The 19,320-nt window shown below is 50.2% G+C and carries 17 protein-coding genes; 5 read left to right on the forward strand and 12 right to left on the reverse strand.

Going from position 1 to position 19,320, the window contains the following annotated elements:
* Window positions 1-53: 53 nt before the first annotated feature.
* Window positions 54-875 carry a MerR family transcriptional regulator gene (locus AC0MA3_RS06895; RefSeq protein ID WP_474655624.1) on the reverse strand — a complete coding sequence of 274 codons (822 nt, stop codon included), beginning with the start codon at window positions 873-875 and terminating at the stop codon, window positions 54-56.
* A 168-nt stretch (window positions 876-1,043) separates the two neighbouring features.
* Here AC0MA3_RS06895 and AC0MA3_RS06900 point away from each other — a divergent pair, with 168 nt between their 5' ends.
* Window positions 1,044-2,141: a UvrB/UvrC motif-containing protein gene (locus tag AC0MA3_RS06900; RefSeq protein WP_474655625.1), complete on the forward strand. Its 1,098-nt coding sequence runs from the start codon at window positions 1,044-1,046 to the stop codon at window positions 2,139-2,141.
* A 139-nt stretch (window positions 2,142-2,280) separates the two neighbouring features.
* Here AC0MA3_RS06900 and AC0MA3_RS06905 read toward each other — a convergent pair whose 3' ends face one another.
* Entirely contained in the window at window positions 2,281-3,144 is an 864-nt protein-coding gene (locus tag AC0MA3_RS06905; protein ID WP_379156489.1) for an SDR family oxidoreductase, read from the reverse strand.
* A gap of 265 nt (window positions 3,145-3,409) precedes the next feature.
* Between AC0MA3_RS06905 and nudC the strand changes: the two genes are divergently transcribed.
* Window positions 3,410-4,252 carry an NAD(+) diphosphatase gene (nudC, locus tag AC0MA3_RS06910; RefSeq protein ID WP_474655626.1) on the forward strand — a complete coding sequence of 281 codons (843 nt, stop codon included), beginning with the start codon at window positions 3,410-3,412 and terminating at the stop codon, window positions 4,250-4,252.
* Between the two features lie 61 nt (window positions 4,253-4,313).
* On the opposite strand, the gene AC0MA3_RS06915 is transcribed toward nudC, so the two are convergent.
* On the reverse strand, window positions 4,314-4,898 hold the full coding sequence (locus AC0MA3_RS06915; protein ID WP_474655627.1) for an NAD(P)H-dependent oxidoreductase: 585 nt from the start codon (window positions 4,896-4,898) through the stop codon (window positions 4,314-4,316).
* Between the two features lie 116 nt (window positions 4,899-5,014).
* Between AC0MA3_RS06915 and AC0MA3_RS06920 the strand changes: the two genes are divergently transcribed.
* Window positions 5,015-5,443 carry a MarR family winged helix-turn-helix transcriptional regulator gene (locus AC0MA3_RS06920; RefSeq protein WP_474655628.1) on the forward strand — a complete coding sequence of 143 codons (429 nt, stop codon included), beginning with the start codon at window positions 5,015-5,017 and terminating at the stop codon, window positions 5,441-5,443.
* Window positions 5,444-5,467: 24 nt separating this feature from the next.
* Here the strand turns inward: AC0MA3_RS06920 and AC0MA3_RS06925 are convergent, their stop codons facing one another.
* The 9 genes from AC0MA3_RS06925 to AC0MA3_RS06965 form a co-directional block, all read right to left on the reverse strand.
* A complete protein-coding gene (locus AC0MA3_RS06925; RefSeq protein ID WP_474655629.1) occupies window positions 5,468-6,886 on the reverse strand; it encodes a DHA2 family efflux MFS transporter permease subunit in 1,419 nt (472 codons plus the stop codon).
* Between the two features lie 43 nt (window positions 6,887-6,929).
* On the reverse strand, window positions 6,930-7,679 hold the full coding sequence (locus AC0MA3_RS06930) for an ABC transporter permease (RefSeq protein ID WP_474655630.1): 750 nt from the start codon (window positions 7,677-7,679) through the stop codon (window positions 6,930-6,932).
* A complete protein-coding gene (locus AC0MA3_RS06935; protein ID WP_474655631.1) occupies window positions 7,676-8,602 on the reverse strand; it encodes an ABC transporter ATP-binding protein in 927 nt (308 codons plus the stop codon). The genes AC0MA3_RS06930 and AC0MA3_RS06935 overlap by 4 nt, the downstream gene beginning before the upstream one ends.
* A gap of 70 nt (window positions 8,603-8,672) precedes the next feature.
* Window positions 8,673-9,353 carry a TetR/AcrR family transcriptional regulator gene (locus AC0MA3_RS06940; protein WP_379156467.1) on the reverse strand — a complete coding sequence of 227 codons (681 nt, stop codon included), beginning with the start codon at window positions 9,351-9,353 and terminating at the stop codon, window positions 8,673-8,675.
* Window positions 9,354-9,476: 123 nt separating this feature from the next.
* The gene (locus AC0MA3_RS06945) at window positions 9,477-9,818 is read right to left on the reverse strand and encodes a zinc ribbon domain-containing protein YjdM (protein WP_474655632.1); all 342 of its coding nucleotides are present in this window, start codon (window positions 9,816-9,818) and stop codon (window positions 9,477-9,479) included.
* Window positions 9,819-9,904: 86 nt separating this feature from the next.
* Window positions 9,905-11,119: a chromate transporter gene (locus tag AC0MA3_RS06950; RefSeq protein ID WP_474655633.1), complete on the reverse strand. Its 1,215-nt coding sequence runs from the start codon at window positions 11,117-11,119 to the stop codon at window positions 9,905-9,907.
* 95 nt (window positions 11,120-11,214) lie between these two features.
* Complete coding sequence (locus AC0MA3_RS06955) at window positions 11,215-12,348, reverse strand: response regulator (RefSeq protein WP_474655634.1); 1,134 nt, start codon at window positions 12,346-12,348, stop codon at window positions 11,215-11,217.
* Window positions 12,345-14,153: a sensor histidine kinase gene (locus AC0MA3_RS06960; protein ID WP_474655635.1), complete on the reverse strand. Its 1,809-nt coding sequence runs from the start codon at window positions 14,151-14,153 to the stop codon at window positions 12,345-12,347. The genes AC0MA3_RS06955 and AC0MA3_RS06960 overlap by 4 nt, the downstream gene beginning before the upstream one ends.
* A gap of 190 nt (window positions 14,154-14,343) precedes the next feature.
* Window positions 14,344-16,407, reverse strand: coding sequence for an S-layer homology domain-containing protein (locus AC0MA3_RS06965; RefSeq protein ID WP_474655636.1), 2,064 nt, complete (start codon window positions 16,405-16,407; stop codon window positions 14,344-14,346).
* A gap of 289 nt (window positions 16,408-16,696) precedes the next feature.
* Between AC0MA3_RS06965 and AC0MA3_RS06970 the strand changes: the two genes are divergently transcribed.
* On the forward strand, window positions 16,697-18,319 hold the full coding sequence (locus AC0MA3_RS06970; protein ID WP_474655738.1) for a histidine kinase N-terminal 7TM domain-containing diguanylate cyclase: 1,623 nt from the start codon (window positions 16,697-16,699) through the stop codon (window positions 18,317-18,319).
* An 83-nt stretch (window positions 18,320-18,402) separates the two neighbouring features.
* A complete protein-coding gene (locus tag AC0MA3_RS06975; protein WP_474655637.1) occupies window positions 18,403-19,296 on the forward strand; it encodes a diacylglycerol/lipid kinase family protein in 894 nt (297 codons plus the stop codon).
* The last annotated feature ends 24 nt before the right edge of the window (window positions 19,297-19,320 follow it).

Genomic DNA, 19,320 nt, shown 5'->3' on the forward strand with positions numbered 1-19,320 from the left:
CCTTCGGACTACACAGAGTGTAAACCTTGGTGCGGCACCAAGGTCAATGAAGGTTATGTGAAATTTTTCTCAAATGGAATGTTGATCTCCAAGTAAGTTTTGTTGTCTGCGCCAGCTCGTTCCGTAAACAGAATTTTGCCGCGGATATCCCCATGGACGGTGAAGCCCTCTGCCCTGATATAATCCAGCATGAACTGAAAGTCTCCCCGTCTCAGGTCCTCCTCATTAGAACTGGCAATGACTGCAGAAATACAGGTGGACGGCTCGACATACTCCGTAGTCTCATTAATACACACCCCGAGCTTCCGCTGATCCTCCACCAGCAAAGCCAGCCCCCAGCTGTATTCCAGTTCCTCTGTCCCCATGATATTCTCCGAATTTTCAATTCTGAAGGTATAGAAGGTAAAAGGAAGCAGCTCCATCCAAGCCTGCGCCGTCCGTTTCAGGCACTCCTTCTGCAGCAGATGATTCTTGTCTGTCTGCTGGATGCGGTACATGCCCGGCACCCTTTTGATGCTGCAGGTATAGAAAGAGTCGCTGATCCGGCTGAGGTCTGCATGAATCTCGTTGATCTTCTCCAGCAGCATAACACTGTGCCTGATCTCCTCCTCCAGCTGCTGCTTCGCGTCGGCAATAGACTGTATGACCTGTTCCGCAGGCGCGTCATTAATCAGCCCGGCTACATCTTGCAGCGGAATCTGCATACTCCGGTACCAACGGCTCGACAGTAAGTTCCTGGCATCCAAATCACTGAAATAACGGTAATTGTTATGCTGATCCTTCATCGGCCGCACAATATCATGTTTCTCATAGAGCCGCAAGGTATCCGCCGTCACACCCAGAATCGAGGCGAATTGCCCGATAGAATATTTCATCCAAAAGCCCCCCAGCTTCAACATATCTATCTTTCCTCACCATTCATGATAGAGGGTTTTCACAGGGGGCTTTGTGGGTTTTGTCACACGGCGCTTTCCCAGTCGCTCCGCACATCAGGATCGTTTATACTAAAGGATACTAGAAAACAAGATTGGGGAGGAAACCTCATGAATCTGGCAGAGAAAGTAGCGAGCCTTCCATTATCTCCAGGCGTCTACCTGATGAAGGACAGTCTGGGCCATATCATCTATGTCGGCAAAGCCAAGCAGCTAAAGAAACGGGTCCAATCCTACTTTTACAATGCCAAGGGCCACTCTCCTAAAGTAAAACAACTGGTCCGGAATATCAGAGATCTGGATTTTAAGCTGACCGATACGGAGTTTGAAGCCTTCATGCTAGAGTGCCGGCTGATTAAGGACATCAAGCCCATGTACAATAAAAAGATGAAAAACCCGCTCGCCTACAGCTATATTGCCATTCGCACGGACACACCCTATCGGCAGCTGGCAATAACCTATGATCCGGCCGAGTATGAGGATAGTCTATACTTTGGACCTTATACCAGCAGAGGTATTGTGGAGCGGGCAATTCAGGGAATCAAAGAAAGTCAGAAGATCCTGTGCAGCACCCCCCATGCCAAAAACACACTCTGCCTCAATCATTCGCTTGGGTTATGCATCGGCATGTGCGGGGGCGGGGAGACACTAGAGCAGCACGAGGAGATCATGAACCGCGTGATCGGACTGTTGAACGGGGACGATCAGCGGATTCTGGAGGAGCTGCAGCGGCGGATGGAGCAGGCAGCCGGGAATTTCGAGTTCGAGACGGCTGCCAAATACCGCGATTATTGTTCGGCGGTCAGTTCCCTGCTGCAGAAGGAAAAGGTGATCGGCTTCACCGAACAGAACAAGAATATTGTAGTGCTTGAGCCCATGCAGGGTCAGCAGCTCAAGCTGATCCTGATCCGGGGCAGCGAGATTCTGGACCGGGCCAGGCTGAATACCGCGCAGATGAGCGAAGAGTCGCTGCGTGAGGTCATCCAGTCCGCTATTCACAGCAGCTTCAGCCATCCGGCGGGCGGGAAGCCGGATGAGATCAGCCGGCATAAGCTGGACGAAGCCCAGATCATCTACAGCTATCTGGGGAACAGCTCCGGAAGCTATTCTATTATCCCCCAGGAATGGCTGGATAACCGGGATACCGCAGCTCTGGACGAAGCGGTCCGGGAGCTGGCCAAAGAATACTTCAAGGCTGTACCCGGCTAATCTGCAGTTAAGCATTCAGCAGCAAAAAGAGGCTTCCCTCCGGTCTATCGACCGTAAGCGGAAGCCTCTTGTTCATGGCAGTATGAGCCTTGTAAGCTTACCCGGCTCGCCTTCCGGCGGAGCAAGGCTGGACTTTGTCTTACGCCTTAATGCCGAGCATATCACTTACACCTACACTAAGCGGTGTAAGCGGGCGCTGAAGCAGCTTCTCGAAATCGCTGCTGGTGATGTCGAGTTGGCCTTCGCGGATCGCCTCTTGAATGGCGACTACAATCGGAAGCGCACCTTCCGGCACTCCGGCTTTCGCCATAACGTCGGCATAAGTGGCATCATCCACCTGCTGTACTTGAACTTCCTTGCCCAGTACTCCGCCGACCACCGCTGCCAATTCGGCCTGTGTAGTGGGTTGACCAGACAATTCGTACACGGTATTCGCATGGCCTTCGCCTGCCAGTACAGCAGCAGCCGCTTCGGCATAATCGTGGCGCGTAGCCCAGCCCACCTTGCCTTCGCCGGCAGAGGTCAGCCACGGCGCTCCGGCTTGAACCGCCTGGATCGTGCCAATCTCATTCTCCAAATACCAGTTGTTGCGCAGGAAAGAGTAAGAAATCCCGGATTCACGGATGAACTCTTCTGTTGCTTTGTGCACGGGTGCCAGGAACAGGGAACTGCTGTCTGCATGGCCAACACTGGTATAGACGATAAAGCTTACCCCCGCACGTACAGCGGCATCAACGGCAGCCTTGTGCTGGCGAATCCGTGTGTCATTGTCGCCATCGGCGGATACGATCAGTAGCCGGTCCACACCGGCAAAGGCTTTATCCAGCGTCTCAGGCTGGTCAAAATCACCATGACGCACATCTACTCCACGTGCGCGGAGATTATCCGCTTTCTCCGGGTTTCTTACGCTGGCTACCAGGTTTTCTGCCGCTACGGACTTCAGCAAAGTTTCTGCCACGATAGAACCGAAATGCCCTGTTGCTCCTGTTAATGCAATCTTCATTGTCTATTCCTCCTAAGGAAATGAGTTGTATAGTAGTGCCTGCTGTAACCGGTACGATACAGCAGATTTTTCTTCCTGTAACTAATATAGTTACATGTTGGTGAAATGTCAAACACAAAACATCCAACCCAGAGTCCGTCTCCATGCTCCACTTCAATCTTCGGCCCGCCAGAGCAGAGTGAGCCCGGATATTTGTTAGCATTGCCGGTTTTTGTTATTCTTAAATGAAAATAGAAATGATCTGCTATCAGAAAGGTTCTGCGCCATGTCAAAAACAAGAGCAAGCATTTATCAGCGCTATATTCCTGCAGTCACTCCCCCGATTGAGCTCAGTGGCTCCGCCTACTGGCTGATCTTCCATTCCGGCAAACTGCTGGTTACCGAAACGGGTGAGAGTACAGGCATTCCGCTTGTGTCATCGCTTGAACAGCTGTCCATGGCTCCTTTAAGGACCCTGTATCTAGGAACTTGGGATAACCTCCCCTGCTTCACCGCAGAGGTTCCGGCAGAAACACCTGAACCCGCAGGAATGGCCTTCCGTCCACTGCGCTCCCTGTATGAGCCGCTGGACGAGGATCTGTTCCATCTCGCAGGCAAGGGCATCCAGATGCTGGCCTGGGATGAGACTCACCAATTCTGCGGCAGATGCGGCACCGCCACGGAGCTGTCGCAGACAGAGCATTCCCGGAGCTGTCCGGCCTGCGGACTGGTCAGCTATCCCCGGATTGCCCCGGCAGTCATTACCGCGATTCTTAAAGATAACCGGATTCTGCTCGCCCACTCTCCGCATTTTGTGAACAATATGTATGGGCTGATTGCCGGATTCGTCGAGCCCGGTGAGACGCTGGAGGATTGCGTTCAGCGCGAGACCATGGAGGAAGTGGGTATCAAGGTCAAGAACATCCGCTACTTCGCCAGCCAGCAGTGGCCGTTCCCCCATTCTCTGATGGTTGGCTTTCTGGCCGAGTATGAGAGCGGAGAAATTACGGTGGACGGCGAAGAGCTGGATCACGCCGACTGGTTCGCACTTGATCAACTGCCCGTCATTCCGCCCCCTGTCAGCATTGCCCGCAAATTGATTGACTGGGTGGCCGAGAACCATTCCTGAGACAGACAGAAACGGATACCCCCTGCTATAGGGAGGTATCCGTTTCTATTTCAGCCTATGACTAACTAACTGTCTTGAAATACTGGTAGATCCGTTCCAGCTTCCGGGCATGCTTGCCCCGCTTGCTCTCCATGCTGCCGAACTCAAAGAACTTTACTCTGCGGATGCCCACGTAATGGAACAACGCTTTGCGCATTAACGCTTTATGTGCATTATTCAGCAGCAACAGGGGATAATGGGCAGGTCCCTTCATACTCGAAACACACACTACCGACTTCCCTTTCAGCAGCCCCTCCGGCAGCAGTCCGCCCTTATCCTTGTATGCGAATCCCGAAGCAAACATCTGATCAATATAGCCCAGCAGCATGGCTGGAGGCCGCCCCCACCAGATCGGATAGACAAAGACGATTTGATCCGCCCACCGCAGCTGCTCCCTGTATTTAGCAAGGGCAGGGTCGGTATGCATATCCCTCCTGCGCTTATGTTCACCAAAGACCAAGACAGGATCAAATCCCTCTTCATACAAATCAAGTACCTGAATCTCTGCCACCTCGGCATTCTCCCGGCTTCCCCGTAACACCTCCTGCAGAAAAGCATAGCTCAAGCTCTGATGATTCGGATGTGTATAGATTACCAATGTGTTCATGCAGCCACCTCTTTACTTATCATTTGACAAAAGAGTAACACGGCCATATTTTAGTTGTCAAATGATAATTGTTATTTGATAATATTTTTGCTAAGGTGTCTATAGAGGTGATCTTCATGGACAACAACAGTCTTTTTCAAAAATTCATAACCTTTACGGCTTCCGTCCACCAAATAACCAGTGATATTAGCAAAGAAGTGAAGTCCGAGATGCTCACGCCCGTTCAATATAAAATCCTCGAATATATTGCCGTCAGCCAGCCGGTAACTCTTAGCGAGATCAGCGATTGTATGCATATGTCGATGCCGAACACGAGCCGGGAGCTGAAGAAGCTTAGCGAGAAACAGCTCTGCGACAAAATCACCGACCCTTCCGACCGCCGCAAGCAAGGCATTACCCTCTCCGCTGCCGGTGAGGCCATGATGAATGAAGCTTTCCAGCATATCGCTGTCCGGTTCACTGAACGGATCGGCCATGTGACGGACGAGGAACGCAAAGAGATCGAGCGGGCGCTCGATCTCTTGCAGCAGAAGGTATTTTATTGAAGTGAATCTATATTGAATTAAACATCATTTTACCGGAATACTGTTCGCCGAACTCTTAACCGGAGCTTCTCTGCGTTTAATGAAGAAGGCCAGAACCAATGCGATCACTGCACTTCCGGCGGTTACCATCGAAGCCACATTCATCCCGTGTATTAAGCTGTGTACATCACTCGTCTGGCCCAGACCGCCACCGCTATAGGTCATTATAGTCACAAGCAGGGCTGTTCCGATAGAACCGGCTACTGTCCGCAGAGTGGTGTTAACGGGAATGCCATGCCGGATCAGATCCGGCGCCAGTGAATTCATACCGCTCGTTACGACAGGCAGCAGCGTCAGGCTGACTCCAATCATCCGCAAGGAATAGCCAATCATCAAGAAGGCATATGTGGTATTTTCCGTCAAATTAGAGAACAGCAGGGCTGAGATTACCGTTAAGCTTATCCCTGTGATGACCAGCATCCGGGCACCTATTTTATCGAAAAGCTTCCCGGCTACAGGTGACATAACGCCCATAAGAATTGCACCGGGCAACAGCATCAGACCTGATCGGAGCGCTGAATACCCAAGCATGGTCTGCATATAGATAGGCAGCAGCAGTTGGGCGCTCAGCATAATAATCATCAGAATCATACTGATTACTGTAGCCAAAGTGAAAGTGGGGCTTGTGAATACTCTTAATTCCAGCAAGGGATTATCCATAGTCAATTGCCGCCATACGAACAGACCCAGCGCTACGAACCCAATTCCCAACGAGATCAGAACTTCTGTGCTCCCCCACCCTTTGCTGCCGGAGACACTGAATCCATACAACACGCCGCCAAACCCAAGAGAAGACAGCGCCATAGATAACGCATCTATTTTGCTCTTCACCTGTGGGGTAACATTCTTAATCAGGAATAAACCGGCAATGGTAATCAACAGAGCGCAAGGAAACAGAATATAGAATAATAAGCGCCAGGAATGATCCTCTACAAGCCAGCCGTTCAGCACAGGTCCGATGGCAGGAGCGAAATTAATCGCAAGCCCAATCATCCCCATCGTAAACCCCCGTTTGGCAACCGGAATCAGGATAAAGGCCAACGTCTGCACCAAGGGAAGCATAATCCCCACTCCGACAGCCTGCACCATTCTACCGGTGAGCAGCAGACCGAAGTCCGGTGAGACCGCGCACAGGAGCGTTCCAGCGGTAAGCATGCCCATGGCAAAGACAAAGACCTGCTTGGTTGTGAATCTCTGAATAAGAAAAGCCGTAATCGGGACAACAATGCCGGTAACTAGAGCAAAAGCGGTAGTAAGCCATTGCGCGGTGCTTGTTGATAATCCGAAATCCCCCATAATGTTCGGGAGTGCCGTATTGAGTGAGGATTGGTTCAGCAATCCCACCATAGACCCGATAATTAAAATGGCCATGATCAAAATGGTTCCTTTGGGTGTCTTCTCCATTTTATTCCCCTCCAATTATAAACTAATATCGTTCCGTCCTGATTTACGTTTGGTCAGCGTACCGCCACCAGGCGAGCGTGCCCACTATGCCAATGCTGCCGGTGAGATAAGGCAGCATGCGGCTAAAAGTCTGTAAGTGTGCATGCTCCTCCCCCGAAGCGCCGCTGAGTAATCCGGGAACTGCCCACGGAATGTATTCCGCAAGCCCAACGCCACTGCCAAACTGGGCAATCACAATGGTAAGCACCACAAATCCCAAGGGAGACAGATAACCGCGTCCTACACTAGCCATCCAGGCTACCGGGATACTTAGGCAGATAACCATGATAGAGAGCAGTGCGTATCCTCTGAAGCCATGAGCGATGGCTCCAAGGCTCCAGCCGTCCAGCTGGACAAACCAAGCCGTTATACAACCAACCAAGAACATCAGCTCTGCCAGAATTACACACCAGGCGGCGGCAACGATCAATTTGGCAGCGGCCACTCCGTACCGGGACAACGGCAATGCCAGCATATCCTTGACCGTACGATCGGAATATTCCCGTCCGAAGATCCAACTGAATACAAAACCGAATCCGATGAGGCCCCCCATGGACATCACAATCCCAAGCTCCTTCATAAATCCCTGCATATTGATTTCGCCCTCAAAGCTGCTCTGGGAGCCTAGCCATCCGGAAAAGACCAGCCCAATCATCACTGGCAGCAGTATGCTGGTCGCAAGAGAAATCCAAACCAGCCTGGAGCGGCGAAGCTTCAACGTTTCTACCCACAGGGCGGATATCCATTGATTCATCCTTTCATTCCTCCCTCAGCCTCGATCATTCTAAGAAAATAAGCCTCTAAATCCTCCTCCTCTACCTGAATGTGCGTGGGCGGCATTTCCGCATCTACAAGCAGCCTGGAGATATGTTCCGGGTGCACTATAGCGTGTTTGTCGTCAATCACCAGCGTTCCAGCTTCGGTCAGCTTGACAGCATAACCTGCCTGGAGCAGTCTCTTCCGGCCCGCTTCAGAGTCGCGGGTCTGAACAAGCAGACGTGTGCGGAGTACGTGCTGCAGCTCTTTGACATCCGTCTCTTGCAGCAGCCGGCCCCTATGCACGATTCCTATCCTGGTCGTCAGTCTGGAGACCTCACCGAGAATATGGCTCGATATAAATATTGTCACTCCGTGATGGAGCGCCAGCTCCCGAAGCAGCTCCCGCACCTCGACAATCCCGGCCGGATCAAGCCCATTCGTCGGCTCATCCAGAATCAGCACCTTCGGATTATGCAGCATTGCCTTCGCCAGACCGAGCCGCTGCCCGTTGCCGAGGGAGAGGGTTCCGGCCTTCCGGTCCCGGTAAGCCGTAAGCTGCAGCTTATCCATAATGGTCTCTATCGCCGTGCGGTCACGGATGCCCCGCAGCCTGCGGATAATCTCCAGATTCTCGCGGACGGTAAGCTCCGGATAGGAGTAAGGTGTTTCCACCATGTAACCTACATCGGCCCATAGTTTATGGCTGCCCGCATCCACCTGCTCTCCAAATATATAGGAGGACCCCGAATCGGACCGGATCATACCCAGCAGCATACGGATGGTTGTTGTTTTACCCGCTCCGTTCAGCCCCAGAAATCCGTAGATTTCTCCTTGGTCCACCTCCAGCGACAGTCCATTCACAGCTTGATTGCTTCCAAAATGCTTGGTTAATCTATTGGTCTGAATCACTGCAGCCATTATCATCACTCCTATCATTCATTTAAAACTAACTAGTTGTTTATATTTTGACCAAAAAAACAGCCGCCTCTTACAGTAAAGACGGCTCCATCACGCCATGAATGATAAACTTCGCAATCTGCTGGGTGGTCTGCTCCCTCATCTGCGGGGAATCCAGTCTACCAAGGAGTTGTTCAAATCGTGATGACGACTGCAGGGTAGCTGTAGTCACATTCATAATGAGAATAGGAAACAACGCCGGGTCCAAATCCTGACGGAGGATTCCATTCTTCTGAGCGGATAACGCCAATTCATGCATTTGAGTAGCATCATCCGGACGATAGGTGATTTGATTCCATGTCTTCCAGTCCTCGGCGGCTTCCCAGAATAGAATTCTCAGGTAGCTGCGGTGCTCCAGGAGAAATGTCACTGTTTCCCGGATCATCGATTCCAGGAACTGCCGGAAGGCTGCAGGGTCAGTCACAAGTTGCTCATTTTTTAATAATCCGGTAATGAACGAGCCTGTAATTTGTTCGCCCACCTGATCCGCGCGTTTGACCACTTCTGTATAAAGACCCAGCTTATCGCCGAAATACTGATAGATAAGGCTTTTATTATATCCCGACGCCTTCGCAATCACATCAATCCGTGCCGCGGAATAGCCAAGTTCGGCAAATACCTTCTCAGCAGCGTCAAGAATGATCCCCTTGGTTCGGACGGCATCGTAAATTTTGGTGCTTCGTTTGCTCTCTGCTGATGCTATGATTGTCACCTCTTTTCTAACTAACTGGTTAGATTTTATTATGAAGCCGGACAGAAGTCAAGCGCAAATAACAAATCCCATTAGGGGACCTTGCATTGTCCCCCATGTTCCTTCAGAGATTGAATTGTGCAGTTATGCTTTTCTGACAAATTCGGATTTGAGTTTCATCGCTCCAAAGCCGTCAATCTTGCAATCAATATCATGATCGCCCTCGACCAGGCGGATGTTCTTCACTTTGGTACCGATCTTCAGCACGGAGGAGCTGCCTTTGACCTTCAGGTCTTTGATAACAGTAACAGAATCTCCGTCGCTCAGAATATTGCCATTAGCATCTTTAACCACTTTGTCGTCCACGCTATTTGCGTCCTCTGACCCCGGTGCCCACTCATGTGCGCATTCCGGACAAACCAGCAGTGCCCCATCCTCATATGTATACTCTGAGCTGCACTGCGGGCAGTTTGGCAATTCATTCATGATCTCATTTCTCCATTTCTTATCGACAACATGGTCTTCAATTAAATTCTCCTTATTGTAGCACACCGCTTGAACTCGTGCTTACACTACATGAACTCCATAAGCATTCCTCCGGCTGCACCGGCCAGAACGATCATCCAAGGCGGGAGCTTCCAGAAGAAAAGCATCACAAACAAAATGGCAGCCAGCGCAAAGTCCAGCGGCTTCAGGATGGCAGTGGTCCAGAGCGGATCGTACAGAGCAGCCAGCAATATCCCCACTACAGCCGCATTAATTCCCGTCAGGGCTCCCTGAACCTTCGGATTGTTCCTCCAGCCATTCCAGAACGGCAGTGCGCCGATGACCAGCAGAAATGCAGGCAGGAAGATCCCTGCTGTGGCAATCACAGCGCCCCAGATTCCCGAGGTCATCGCCCCAAGGTAGCCGGCAAAAGTAAACAGCGGACCCGGAACGGCCTGCGTCGCGCCATAACCGGCGAGAAAGTCCTCCCGGCTGACCCAGCCAGTGGGTACAACCTCGCGTTCCAGAAGTGGAAGCACGACATGCCCGCCACCGAATACCAGGGAACCGGAACGGTAGAAGCTGTCGAATATCGCCAAACCCTTAGCTTCCACAGACGTTCTAAGCAGCGGTAACAGGATAAGCAGAAGGAGGAATAACACCAGGCACAGGGCGGCAACAGCGCGGCTGATGGCAATCGGCAGATCCGGGCCTTTCTCCGGCTTGGTCCGGTATATCGCCAGGCCGATTATTCCTGCAGCGGCGAGAATCAGGATCTGGCCATATGCTGCATGCCAAGACAGCGCGAACACTGCAGCCACCACTGCAATGGTGACTCTTCCCCTGTCTGGCGTGAGCTTTTGCCCCATCCCCAGCACCGCTTGTGCCACAATCGCCACAGCCACAATCTTCAGCCCATGAATCCATCCGGCATTTGAAATGTCAAAGCCCTGCAGCAGAAAGGCAAAGGCAACCAGTGCAATTACTGAAGGCAAAGTGAATCCCAGCCAGGCAATGAATCCTCCAAGCAACCCTGCTCTGACCACACCAATACCAATTCCAACCTGGCTGCTCGCTGGACCCGGGAGAAACTGGCACAGTGCCACCAGATCGGCGTAGCTCCTCTCGTCCATCCATTTCCGGCGGCGAATATATTCATTATGGAAATAGCCCAGGTGGGCGATCGGCCCACCAAAGGAGGTAAGTCCCAGCTTGAGGGAAACGCCAAGAACCTCCAGCAGTTCGGCCCCTTTTCCACGGGTTCTTCCAGCTTCTGCCGGCTTCTGATTGCTTGCTTCCATATGGCTTATCCCCTTCCCCTCACTCTCTGCCCTTTCAAGGCATGTCATTCCAGCATAGCACCCTATTGTTAACTCTGTATTGACTGCAGATCAAATCAATCCAGCTCTGACAACAGCTGCGCATACAGCGACTGGAACTCCACCGAGGGAGCAATTCCGATTTCACTGTGCAAAATGTCGGCAAATTGCCGGTATTGCCGGTTCAGTTCCTCTTTATTCTTCTGCATCGCCGAGGTTTTCATAAGCAGCATATGGGATTCTTCGTCGAGCTCATTACGTTGGAGCAGCTTATATAGCAGCCTCATAGCTGTACTCGTCTCGCCCCTGTCCAGCAAAGCCGCGCACAGCCTCCGGGTAAAGGAGGTATACATGAATGACAGCCTTTCAATCTCATTCCAGGCCCAGGTATAGACCCGATCGCCGAACAAGTCCCCACGGTACAGCTGCTCAAGCTCGAGTGCTGCCTCAATATTGGTCTGATCAATAACAGTCATCCGCCGGCAGCCCTCTTCGAAGTCCAGCACATCCACCTGCACTCCGTTAAGACTCAGGCCATAATGCTGGCTGTCCGAATGCAGACTCTTCTTCAGACCATAGGTATCCAGCAGCTTCCGCAATTGGTATACCGTTGTGTTCAGATAAATCTCCGCATTTTTATCCGCCATCCCATCGAATATATCTTCGATTAGTCTCCCCCTGGAGACAAGTCTTCCTTTATGTACAAGCAGATATCCGAAGACCTCGGCACTCTTCTTGGACTTCCATTTCGTCTTCATGCCTTGTGCGCTATGAATTTCAATCCCGCCTAAGCAGCTGATCTGCACTTCATTAGAGACGGGCCCCGGGATCCCTCCTGCGGCGCGCTCCAGACGGATCTGCGCCATGGCCCTTTGCACAGTGTGAAGAAGCCTTTCTTGCACCACCGGTTTGACAATGTAGTCGAAGGCATATACCTCAAAGGCGGGCAGCGCAAATTCCTTGTGGGAAGTAATGAAGACGATCTTCATCCCTCTGCCGCTCTCACGCAGCCGCTGGGCAAATTCCAGACCATTTTCCCGCGGCATGCTAATATCTACGAAGATCAGGTCTACCTCATGGCCGGACAAATAGGCATAAGCCGCTGCAGTCTCCGCAAAAGCACCCACTATTTCAATATCTTCAATTTTGGCAAGCATCCGCTTCATTATTAAGTGCATAGCCTTCTCATCATCGACAAGGATCGCTTTCATTGCTTCACAGCACCTTCCATCCTGTTATCTGCCGGAACTGCTGAACGTGAGGGAGGAAGGGGAAGCGAGAAAAAGAAGGTGCTTCCATGCGACGGTATGCTGTCAAACCAAATGTCTCCTCCGTTCAGCCGGACAAATTCCCTGCATAGAGATAACCCCAGGCCTATCCCCCGCTCTCCGTCTGTGCCCTGCAAAGAAACCGGATATTTATCCTGCAGCAACGTATCCGCTTGTTCAGGCGCTATACCTTCACCCGTATCCCTCACAGAAATGACCAGCTGCTGGTCTTTGCGCTCTGCCTCTATAAAGATCCTCCCCCCATCCGCTGTAAACTTAATCGCATTGGTCAAAAGATTGCGGATGATGAGCTCCAGCATTTCCTTGTCGGCATAGACATAGGTTCCCTCTGGAATTTCGGAAATAATATCAATATGCTTACGGTCACTGCGAACCGACATCAGCCGCAGATTCCGCTCAACAGCCTGGGATAAGTCCCTTTCAAGCGGATGAAATACAAGGCCTCCGGTCTGAGTCCGAAAAAAATCCAGCAAACTTTCTACCAATGCAAAAGTATTGCGGATCTGCTGTCCCATCTCATGAACAACCTCTTCCTGACTCTCTCTGCTGCCTTGCATTTCTTCCTCCAATATTTCCATCAAGTTAACAAGAACGGCGATCGGATCACGGATATCATGGGCAACCACGCTGAACATCCTGTCTTTGAGCGTAATTAATTCACTTAGCTGTTTGGCGTTATCCATAAGCCTCTCCTGTGTACGTACATTTTCAGTTACATCACTTAAGAGGAGCATTTTGCCGACAGGCTTATTGCTGTTGTTCCAGACATAAGACAGCTGGACATTATAGAATTGATCACCGGCCTCACTTGAAAGCTGGAGCTTGCTTAACGAGGAAGGCTCTTGCAGAACCTGCTCAAGCAGTAGGGGAGAGCCGCCGAATACCTCTGTGGCTGTTTTCCCAATACTCTTGTTGCTTAATCCTTGAACCACATCTCCGGCCGAACGGTTGTAGCTGGTCAGCACATGATCGAGATCAAAAACAATAACAGCCTCATGCATCGATCCGAACACCTGCTGAAGAGCCAAGGGAGCAAGCCGCAGCATATTAAACTGATAAATCCCCCATAAGAAAAAAATACCCGAGAACAAAAAACCGAATGGTGAAATATCAATAGGCAAGTGGGTCACACCGCTAAGATACACCAGTGTAAAACCATAAGGTCCCCAGGATCCTACAATCATTAATACAACCGGCATCCTCATCCGGGGAGCGGCCTTAAGGTACATTTGCACCAAAAATATCATTCCGATCACAAAGAAGCTATACGAATAAAAGACATGAAGCTTATATAAGGGGCCTTTTACCAGAGTGACCAGCATAAATCCTTCTGTAGTATTGAGTGTCATACTCTTATAAAATAAGTGATGCCATTCATTAGTATAGTGGGCGATAAAGGTGATTACCGGTACAATCATCAGCAGTATTATATTCCTTCGGCTCACCCAGGATTGCCGCCCCGTGTATTGCAGCACCATAATGAACCACAGAACTGTGCCAAAGGGAATACCCATATACTCAATCCGCAGCCAAAAACGGATATGCTCCAGAGAAGTGCTGGCAATTTCAAAAGCATAGCCAAAACTATATAACGAACCGGTCAGCATGCCGAGGCCATAGCTCACGGCGATCGGAAGACTCCTTCTCTTCCAGCTAAGATACGTCAATATCAGTGAACAGCAGGTTGCTGCCAGCAGCAGCGCAGATAAATACAGATTGTAGCTCATCGATGATTGACCTCAATTCTGGAAGAACTTATGCGTTCTATGCCTCCTATGTTAACAGATCGACTTCTTGCAGAGAACTTAAAATTTTTATTTTTTCGACAAAAAAAGCCTGCTTTCGCCTTTTCTGGCGAAGCGGGCTTCATGTGGGTTGGCAGACACCGTGCAGGTGCCTGCAGGATCTCTGTTAGGCTTACTTTAAGGTGTCCAGTAGAGCCTTAAGCTCAGGACTGATCTGCAGAACGCGCTGCACCAAAGTTAGGGCTTCCGCGCGGGATGCTTCCTTGCCAGGTAAGAACTTTCCGTTACCGGAACCGTTGATAATGCCGGTCGCCGCAGTCTTCTGAATCTGATCCTTGTTCCATGCGGTATCAATATCCGAGAAATCTGTTGCCGCCGGTAAAGCTGCGTTGTTAAAGTCTATGATCTTATAGATGATTGAGATCATCTCGGAGCGGGTGATGTCACCGTCAGGCTTAAACGTACCGTTCGGATAGCCGGAGATCAAGCCTTTCTCCTGCAGGTTAAGAATTGAGGCTTCTGCCCAATGACCGGAAATATCGCTTAAATTGCTTGCTTTGCCGGTACCGGTGAGATCAAATGCTTTGGCAATGAGGGTTGCAAACTCCGCACGTGTGATACTTGCATCCGGGCGGAAGCCTCCATCCGGATATCCCTGAACTATCCCCAGCTTAGCGAAGGTCTCTACCGTCCAGCCCGCCCAATGGGAGGAAATGTCGGTGAATTTCCCCGCAGACGGATTACCGTTCGCCTGTCCGATCTTCTTGCTGAAGCTCAGTATTACATCATTAATATTGACTACATTGTCTGCGAAATGGACTGTTGTCTGGACCACTGGTGTTGGTGTTGGTGTCGGTGTCGGTGTTGCTGTTGGTGTTGGTGTTGGTGTCAGTGTTGGTAATGGCGTAGCAGCTGATGGTGCTGCCGGTGCTATGGTTGGCGCGATAGATGGTTCAGCAGTCGCTGTTGGTGTTGGTGTTGGCAAGCTGCTCTCACTGGATGGTATAACCGTGATCTCTTTTATTCCGTATACGCCGGAACCATCGTTGGCGGCAGCTTTTACAGTAAGGGTACCCAGGGAAGTCCCAGTTAACAGGCCTTTTTCACTAATCGTACCTGTGCCCGTTCCATACACAGACCATGTAACGGTCTGGTCTGTTGCCTCGGCAGGAGTTACCACCGTATCCAGTTGAATGGAATCACCCAACTTCACCATAGATTCTCCGCCAATCGTAACGGAAGCCACCGGGATCGTGGCTGGCACCACAGTCGGTGTCGGTGTCGGTGTTGGTGTCGGCGTCGGAGCAGCCGCTATAGTAATTTCTAAGTTGCCGGTTACTAAGCCTCCGTCGGTGGATTCCGCTTGCACGGTTACAGTACCCGGATCACCTGCGGTAAGCACGCCGCTTACCGCATCAATAGTTGCCGTTCCGGTTCCGTTAACTACGGACCAGACTACCCCTGGATTAACTGCGTCTATTGGCGTTATCTCGGCAGTCATCGCCAGGGTATCACCGGTATTCAGCGAGTTCACCCCTCCTGCACCGCTTACTGTAATCCCGGTAATACGATGAAAGATATTATCCGCAATCAACTTGGGGCCTGAATATAACGAAATGGGTGAGGAGAACTGCGTAGTAGGAGACTTAATCAGAAATGTAACTAATCCCTGGTTCGTATACGAAGAGAATCCTTCATGGACTTCAGGGGTCTTGAAATTAATATCGCTAGGGTCTGTGTTATAGAAAATGGTAGTGGGGTTGGCATGCGCAAAGACTTCAGTCCGGTCTCCCACCAGCTGGTTATCCGTTCCGTACACAGCAAAAGTTAGACTAATGAATCCGGGATTAGTAGTACTCGCCTCCGGCTGCTTAGCCAACATCACATGGTCTGCGGCATAGACAGGTTTATATGCCTTAATGTTGTTCACATACACATTAGAGCTGCCCCCGTACGAATAACTGGGAACCCAGCTGATATTATTGTCATTCACATACCCGCCCACAATGGTTTTAGTGGGTTCCGTAGGAACTGTTACCGAAGAAGCTGTACCGGCATCAGGAACTTGAGCCACGCCGCCATCTGAGTATCTGAAGAATAAATGCTCTGAGCTATCCGGCTTATCGGCCGGGAAGTTCACAACTACCAAGCTTGTGTTGGTTAGAACACAGCCGCTCAATAAAATGACTGTCAAGGCTGAAACCAGTAACAGTTTCAATGCTGTAATTCTTTTCATACTGTAGATTTCACCCTTTCAAATTTGCAATAAGTAATTTTAAAAGAATCATAACGCATCTCAATGACAAACTAATGACAAACTTCAACAAAAAACGACTCTCTATGAGTCGAGAGTCCTTAATCAGCTTCTTTTGATTTCTGCACCTTCAATTCATCCTATAACAACTTTCAAAGTAGTTGTATTCTTATCAGGCTAATTATATATTAGAGGCAAGATGTAAGACTTTAGGCCCAAAAAACGTTCATAACAACTAATAATAGCAAGAAGGTGTAACTTATTGGGTTATATGGTATGGACTGATCTGATTCTATTCTTTGTATTGTTTGCACTATTTGTCTATATTTTCGTTACCGTTAGTATCACGAAGCTACATAAAGTATATTTAGCCTTCCACTTCACGATGATGATATGGCCCTTTTGCCAGTTCGCGATTAAAACTACAGATAGTCCTACCTTCCAACTATTTTATGTCAAATCGGCATTTGTGGATTCGGCGCTGCTAAGCACGGGCTGGATCTTTTTCACCATTCTGTTGACCGGCCAAACCCGTTTTCTGCACCGCAGAGTCATACTTTTACTGTCCATTCCTGTTACTGTTGCCACTGCAGGCATTATAATCAATCCCCACAGCTGGTTTGTGCGGCCTGTAAATGGCGGGTATATCGTAAGAACCTATGGGCCTCTTTTTTGGCTCTTCATCGCCGTAATCATCGTCCAGGTGGCTACTTCCCTGTATGTCATCTCCGCGGCACTGGTTCAGGACATGCCCCCGCGGGTGCGCAAACAGGTCATACTGGTCCTCAAAGGCCTTCTGGCTGTAACCTTATTCATTCTGCTTGATGTCCTGCTCAATGTGGTCCTGGACCCGTATCTGCCTGTCATTCCAGGAATGACCTCACTAGGGATTTTATTATCAGCCACTTTTTTTGTGATCTCTATTCACCGTGACAAAGTATTTGATATTGTAACCATCGCCCATCAGGATGTGATGGATACGATCGGACACGGGATTCTGGTACTTGATGAATATGACAACGTAGTGGAGATTAACCATTCCCTGCATCCCCATCTGCATCTGCAGCGTGGAGAGCGGTTCAACATCCATATTATTTTCCCGGAATTATCTCCTGCCATTGAAGCGTTCATTCAGACTTACCTGAAGCATCCCCTGGAGAGGATCGAAATTGAAATTTTCCATACCACCCTCCAGCGTTATCTGAATATTCAGGCTGCGCCCATTATGATCAGTGACTCACGGGTGGGACGTATTGTTACGTTTCAAGATATGACCGAGCTGCAGCAGCTGATTCATGAGACCAACCGACAGAACATGGCCTTGCAGGAACGAAACCATTCATTGATTGAGGTACAGAAGGAGCTGTTCGAGAAGAACCGGCAGCTCCAGCACATGGCGATCACCGACAGCCTGACGGGCTGTTATAACCGTCACTATCTGACTCAGCACCTGGAGGATGAAGTGGTACGGAATAGGAAAGATCACATTCCCTTCGCACTTATCTTGCTGGATATCGATTTTTTCAAATCCGTGAATGATACTTACGGACATTTGGCCGGCGATGAGGTTCTCTGCCATACGGTAGAGGCGTTAAAACAGGAGCTACGTACCTCTGATGTTTTAGCGCGTTATGGTGGAGAAGAATTTATTATTTATTTGCCGGATACCATAGAATCTGAAGCCAAGCGTATTGCCGAGCGAGTCAAATTGCGGGTTGAAATGAATCAAATTGCGATTGCAAATGTGGCCGAGCCGGTGTCAGTTACCATTAGTCTGGGGCTTCTGAGCATCAGCGACTTCTCGCAGGGCAGCAATCTTTTCGAAGAAGTGGATCAAGCGCTGTATGAGGCCAAAAATAACGGGCGCAACCGGATCGTCCATATTGCACGCTGATGCTGAACTTATGATCATTCAACGGCTTCCTTTGGGGGTAATGTAAGTACAACACATATCTGCAAACAGAGAGGAAGTTGTACATGAGGCAGGCTATGATCATTGTTAACCCCTCTTCAGGCAAGGAGAACGCACTGGATTATGTCAGTAGTGCCGAAGAACTGCTGAGAAGCCGGAGTTATGAGGTTATCGTCAAGGAGACGCTAAAAGAAGGGGATGCTACCGAATATTGCGTAGCTGCTTGTGAAGCGAAGGTTGATCTGGTTGTATCGATCGGCGGAGATGGAACACTTCATGAAACGATCAATGGTCTGTCCGGTCAGGTACACCAGCCGAAGCTGGGGATTATCCCCCTTGGGACAGTGAATGATTTTGCCCGCGCGCTGCAGATCCCGCTGACACCCGAAGAAGCCATACGTACACTTGCCTCCTCCCGGGTACAGAGGGTAGATGTAGGGAAATTAAACGGCCGGTTGTTCGTCAATGTGGTCGCTGCCGGGCCTTTGGCTGAATCGCTGTCCTCCGTGACCTCGGATGACAAATCCAGACTCGGCACTCTGGCCTATTTCAAAGAAGGCATCAAAGAACTGGCAGGCACTGCCTCCCATCACCCGCTCACCATACAGCATGACGACAAGACCTGGGAAGGCGAGACGCCACTGTTCCTTGCCGCACTGACTAATTCCGTCGGAGGGTTCGAGAAACTGGCCCCCGATGCTGCTGTCGATGACGGTCTGATCCACTGTTACATTATTAAGGATCTGCATTTCCTTAATACGCTTACGGTCAGTATCTCTGTATTGCTGGGCACGCTCAAGAACCACAAGGACGTGGATTATTTCACCGCCAGAGAAGTAACCGTAAGCTCTGCAGATGTCCTGCGGACGAATGTAGACGGCGAAGAAGGCCCGGCTCTTCCGGTCAAACTAAGCGTACTTCCCCGTCATATTCAGATAGTAGTACCTGAGGAGGGATAACAGGCCGAGCGCCCCCCTCTCCGT

It is taken from the genome of Paenibacillus sp. LS-5 (assembly GCF_056121505.1).

Excerpts from the sequence above, each read along its gene's own strand:
- AC0MA3_RS06895 (WP_474655624.1), bottom strand. The coding sequence starts at position 875 with ATGAAATATTCTATCGGGCAATTCGCCTCGATTCTGGGTGTGACGGCG.
- AC0MA3_RS06900 (WP_474655625.1), top strand. The coding sequence starts at position 1,044 with ATGAATCTGGCAGAGAAAGTAGCGAGCCTTCCATTATCTCCAGGCGTC.
- AC0MA3_RS06905 (WP_379156489.1), bottom strand. The coding sequence starts at position 3,144 with ATGAAGATTGCATTAACAGGAGCAACAGGGCATTTCGGTTCTATCGTG.
- nudC (WP_474655626.1), top strand. The coding sequence starts at position 3,410 with ATGTCAAAAACAAGAGCAAGCATTTATCAGCGCTATATTCCTGCAGTC.
- AC0MA3_RS06915 (WP_474655627.1), bottom strand. The coding sequence starts at position 4,898 with ATGAACACATTGGTAATCTATACACATCCGAATCATCAGAGCTTGAGC.
- AC0MA3_RS06920 (WP_474655628.1), top strand. The coding sequence starts at position 5,015 with ATGGACAACAACAGTCTTTTTCAAAAATTCATAACCTTTACGGCTTCC.
- AC0MA3_RS06925 (WP_474655629.1), bottom strand. The coding sequence starts at position 6,886 with ATGGAGAAGACACCCAAAGGAACCATTTTGATCATGGCCATTTTAATT.
- AC0MA3_RS06930 (WP_474655630.1), bottom strand. The coding sequence starts at position 7,679 with ATGAATCAATGGATATCCGCCCTGTGGGTAGAAACGTTGAAGCTTCGC.
- AC0MA3_RS06935 (WP_474655631.1), bottom strand. The coding sequence starts at position 8,602 with ATGGCTGCAGTGATTCAGACCAATAGATTAACCAAGCATTTTGGAAGC.
- AC0MA3_RS06945 (WP_474655632.1), bottom strand. The coding sequence starts at position 9,818 with ATGAATGAATTGCCAAACTGCCCGCAGTGCAGCTCAGAGTATACATAT.
- AC0MA3_RS06950 (WP_474655633.1), bottom strand. The coding sequence starts at position 11,119 with ATGGAAGCAAGCAATCAGAAGCCGGCAGAAGCTGGAAGAACCCGTGGA.
- AC0MA3_RS06955 (WP_474655634.1), bottom strand. The coding sequence starts at position 12,348 with ATGAAAGCGATCCTTGTCGATGATGAGAAGGCTATGCACTTAATAATG.
- AC0MA3_RS06960 (WP_474655635.1), bottom strand. The coding sequence starts at position 14,153 with ATGAGCTACAATCTGTATTTATCTGCGCTGCTGCTGGCAGCAACCTGC.
- AC0MA3_RS06965 (WP_474655636.1), bottom strand. The coding sequence starts at position 16,407 with ATGAAAAGAATTACAGCATTGAAACTGTTACTGGTTTCAGCCTTGACA.
- AC0MA3_RS06970 (WP_474655738.1), top strand. The coding sequence starts at position 16,697 with ATGGTATGGACTGATCTGATTCTATTCTTTGTATTGTTTGCACTATTT.
- AC0MA3_RS06975 (WP_474655637.1), top strand. The coding sequence starts at position 18,403 with ATGAGGCAGGCTATGATCATTGTTAACCCCTCTTCAGGCAAGGAGAAC.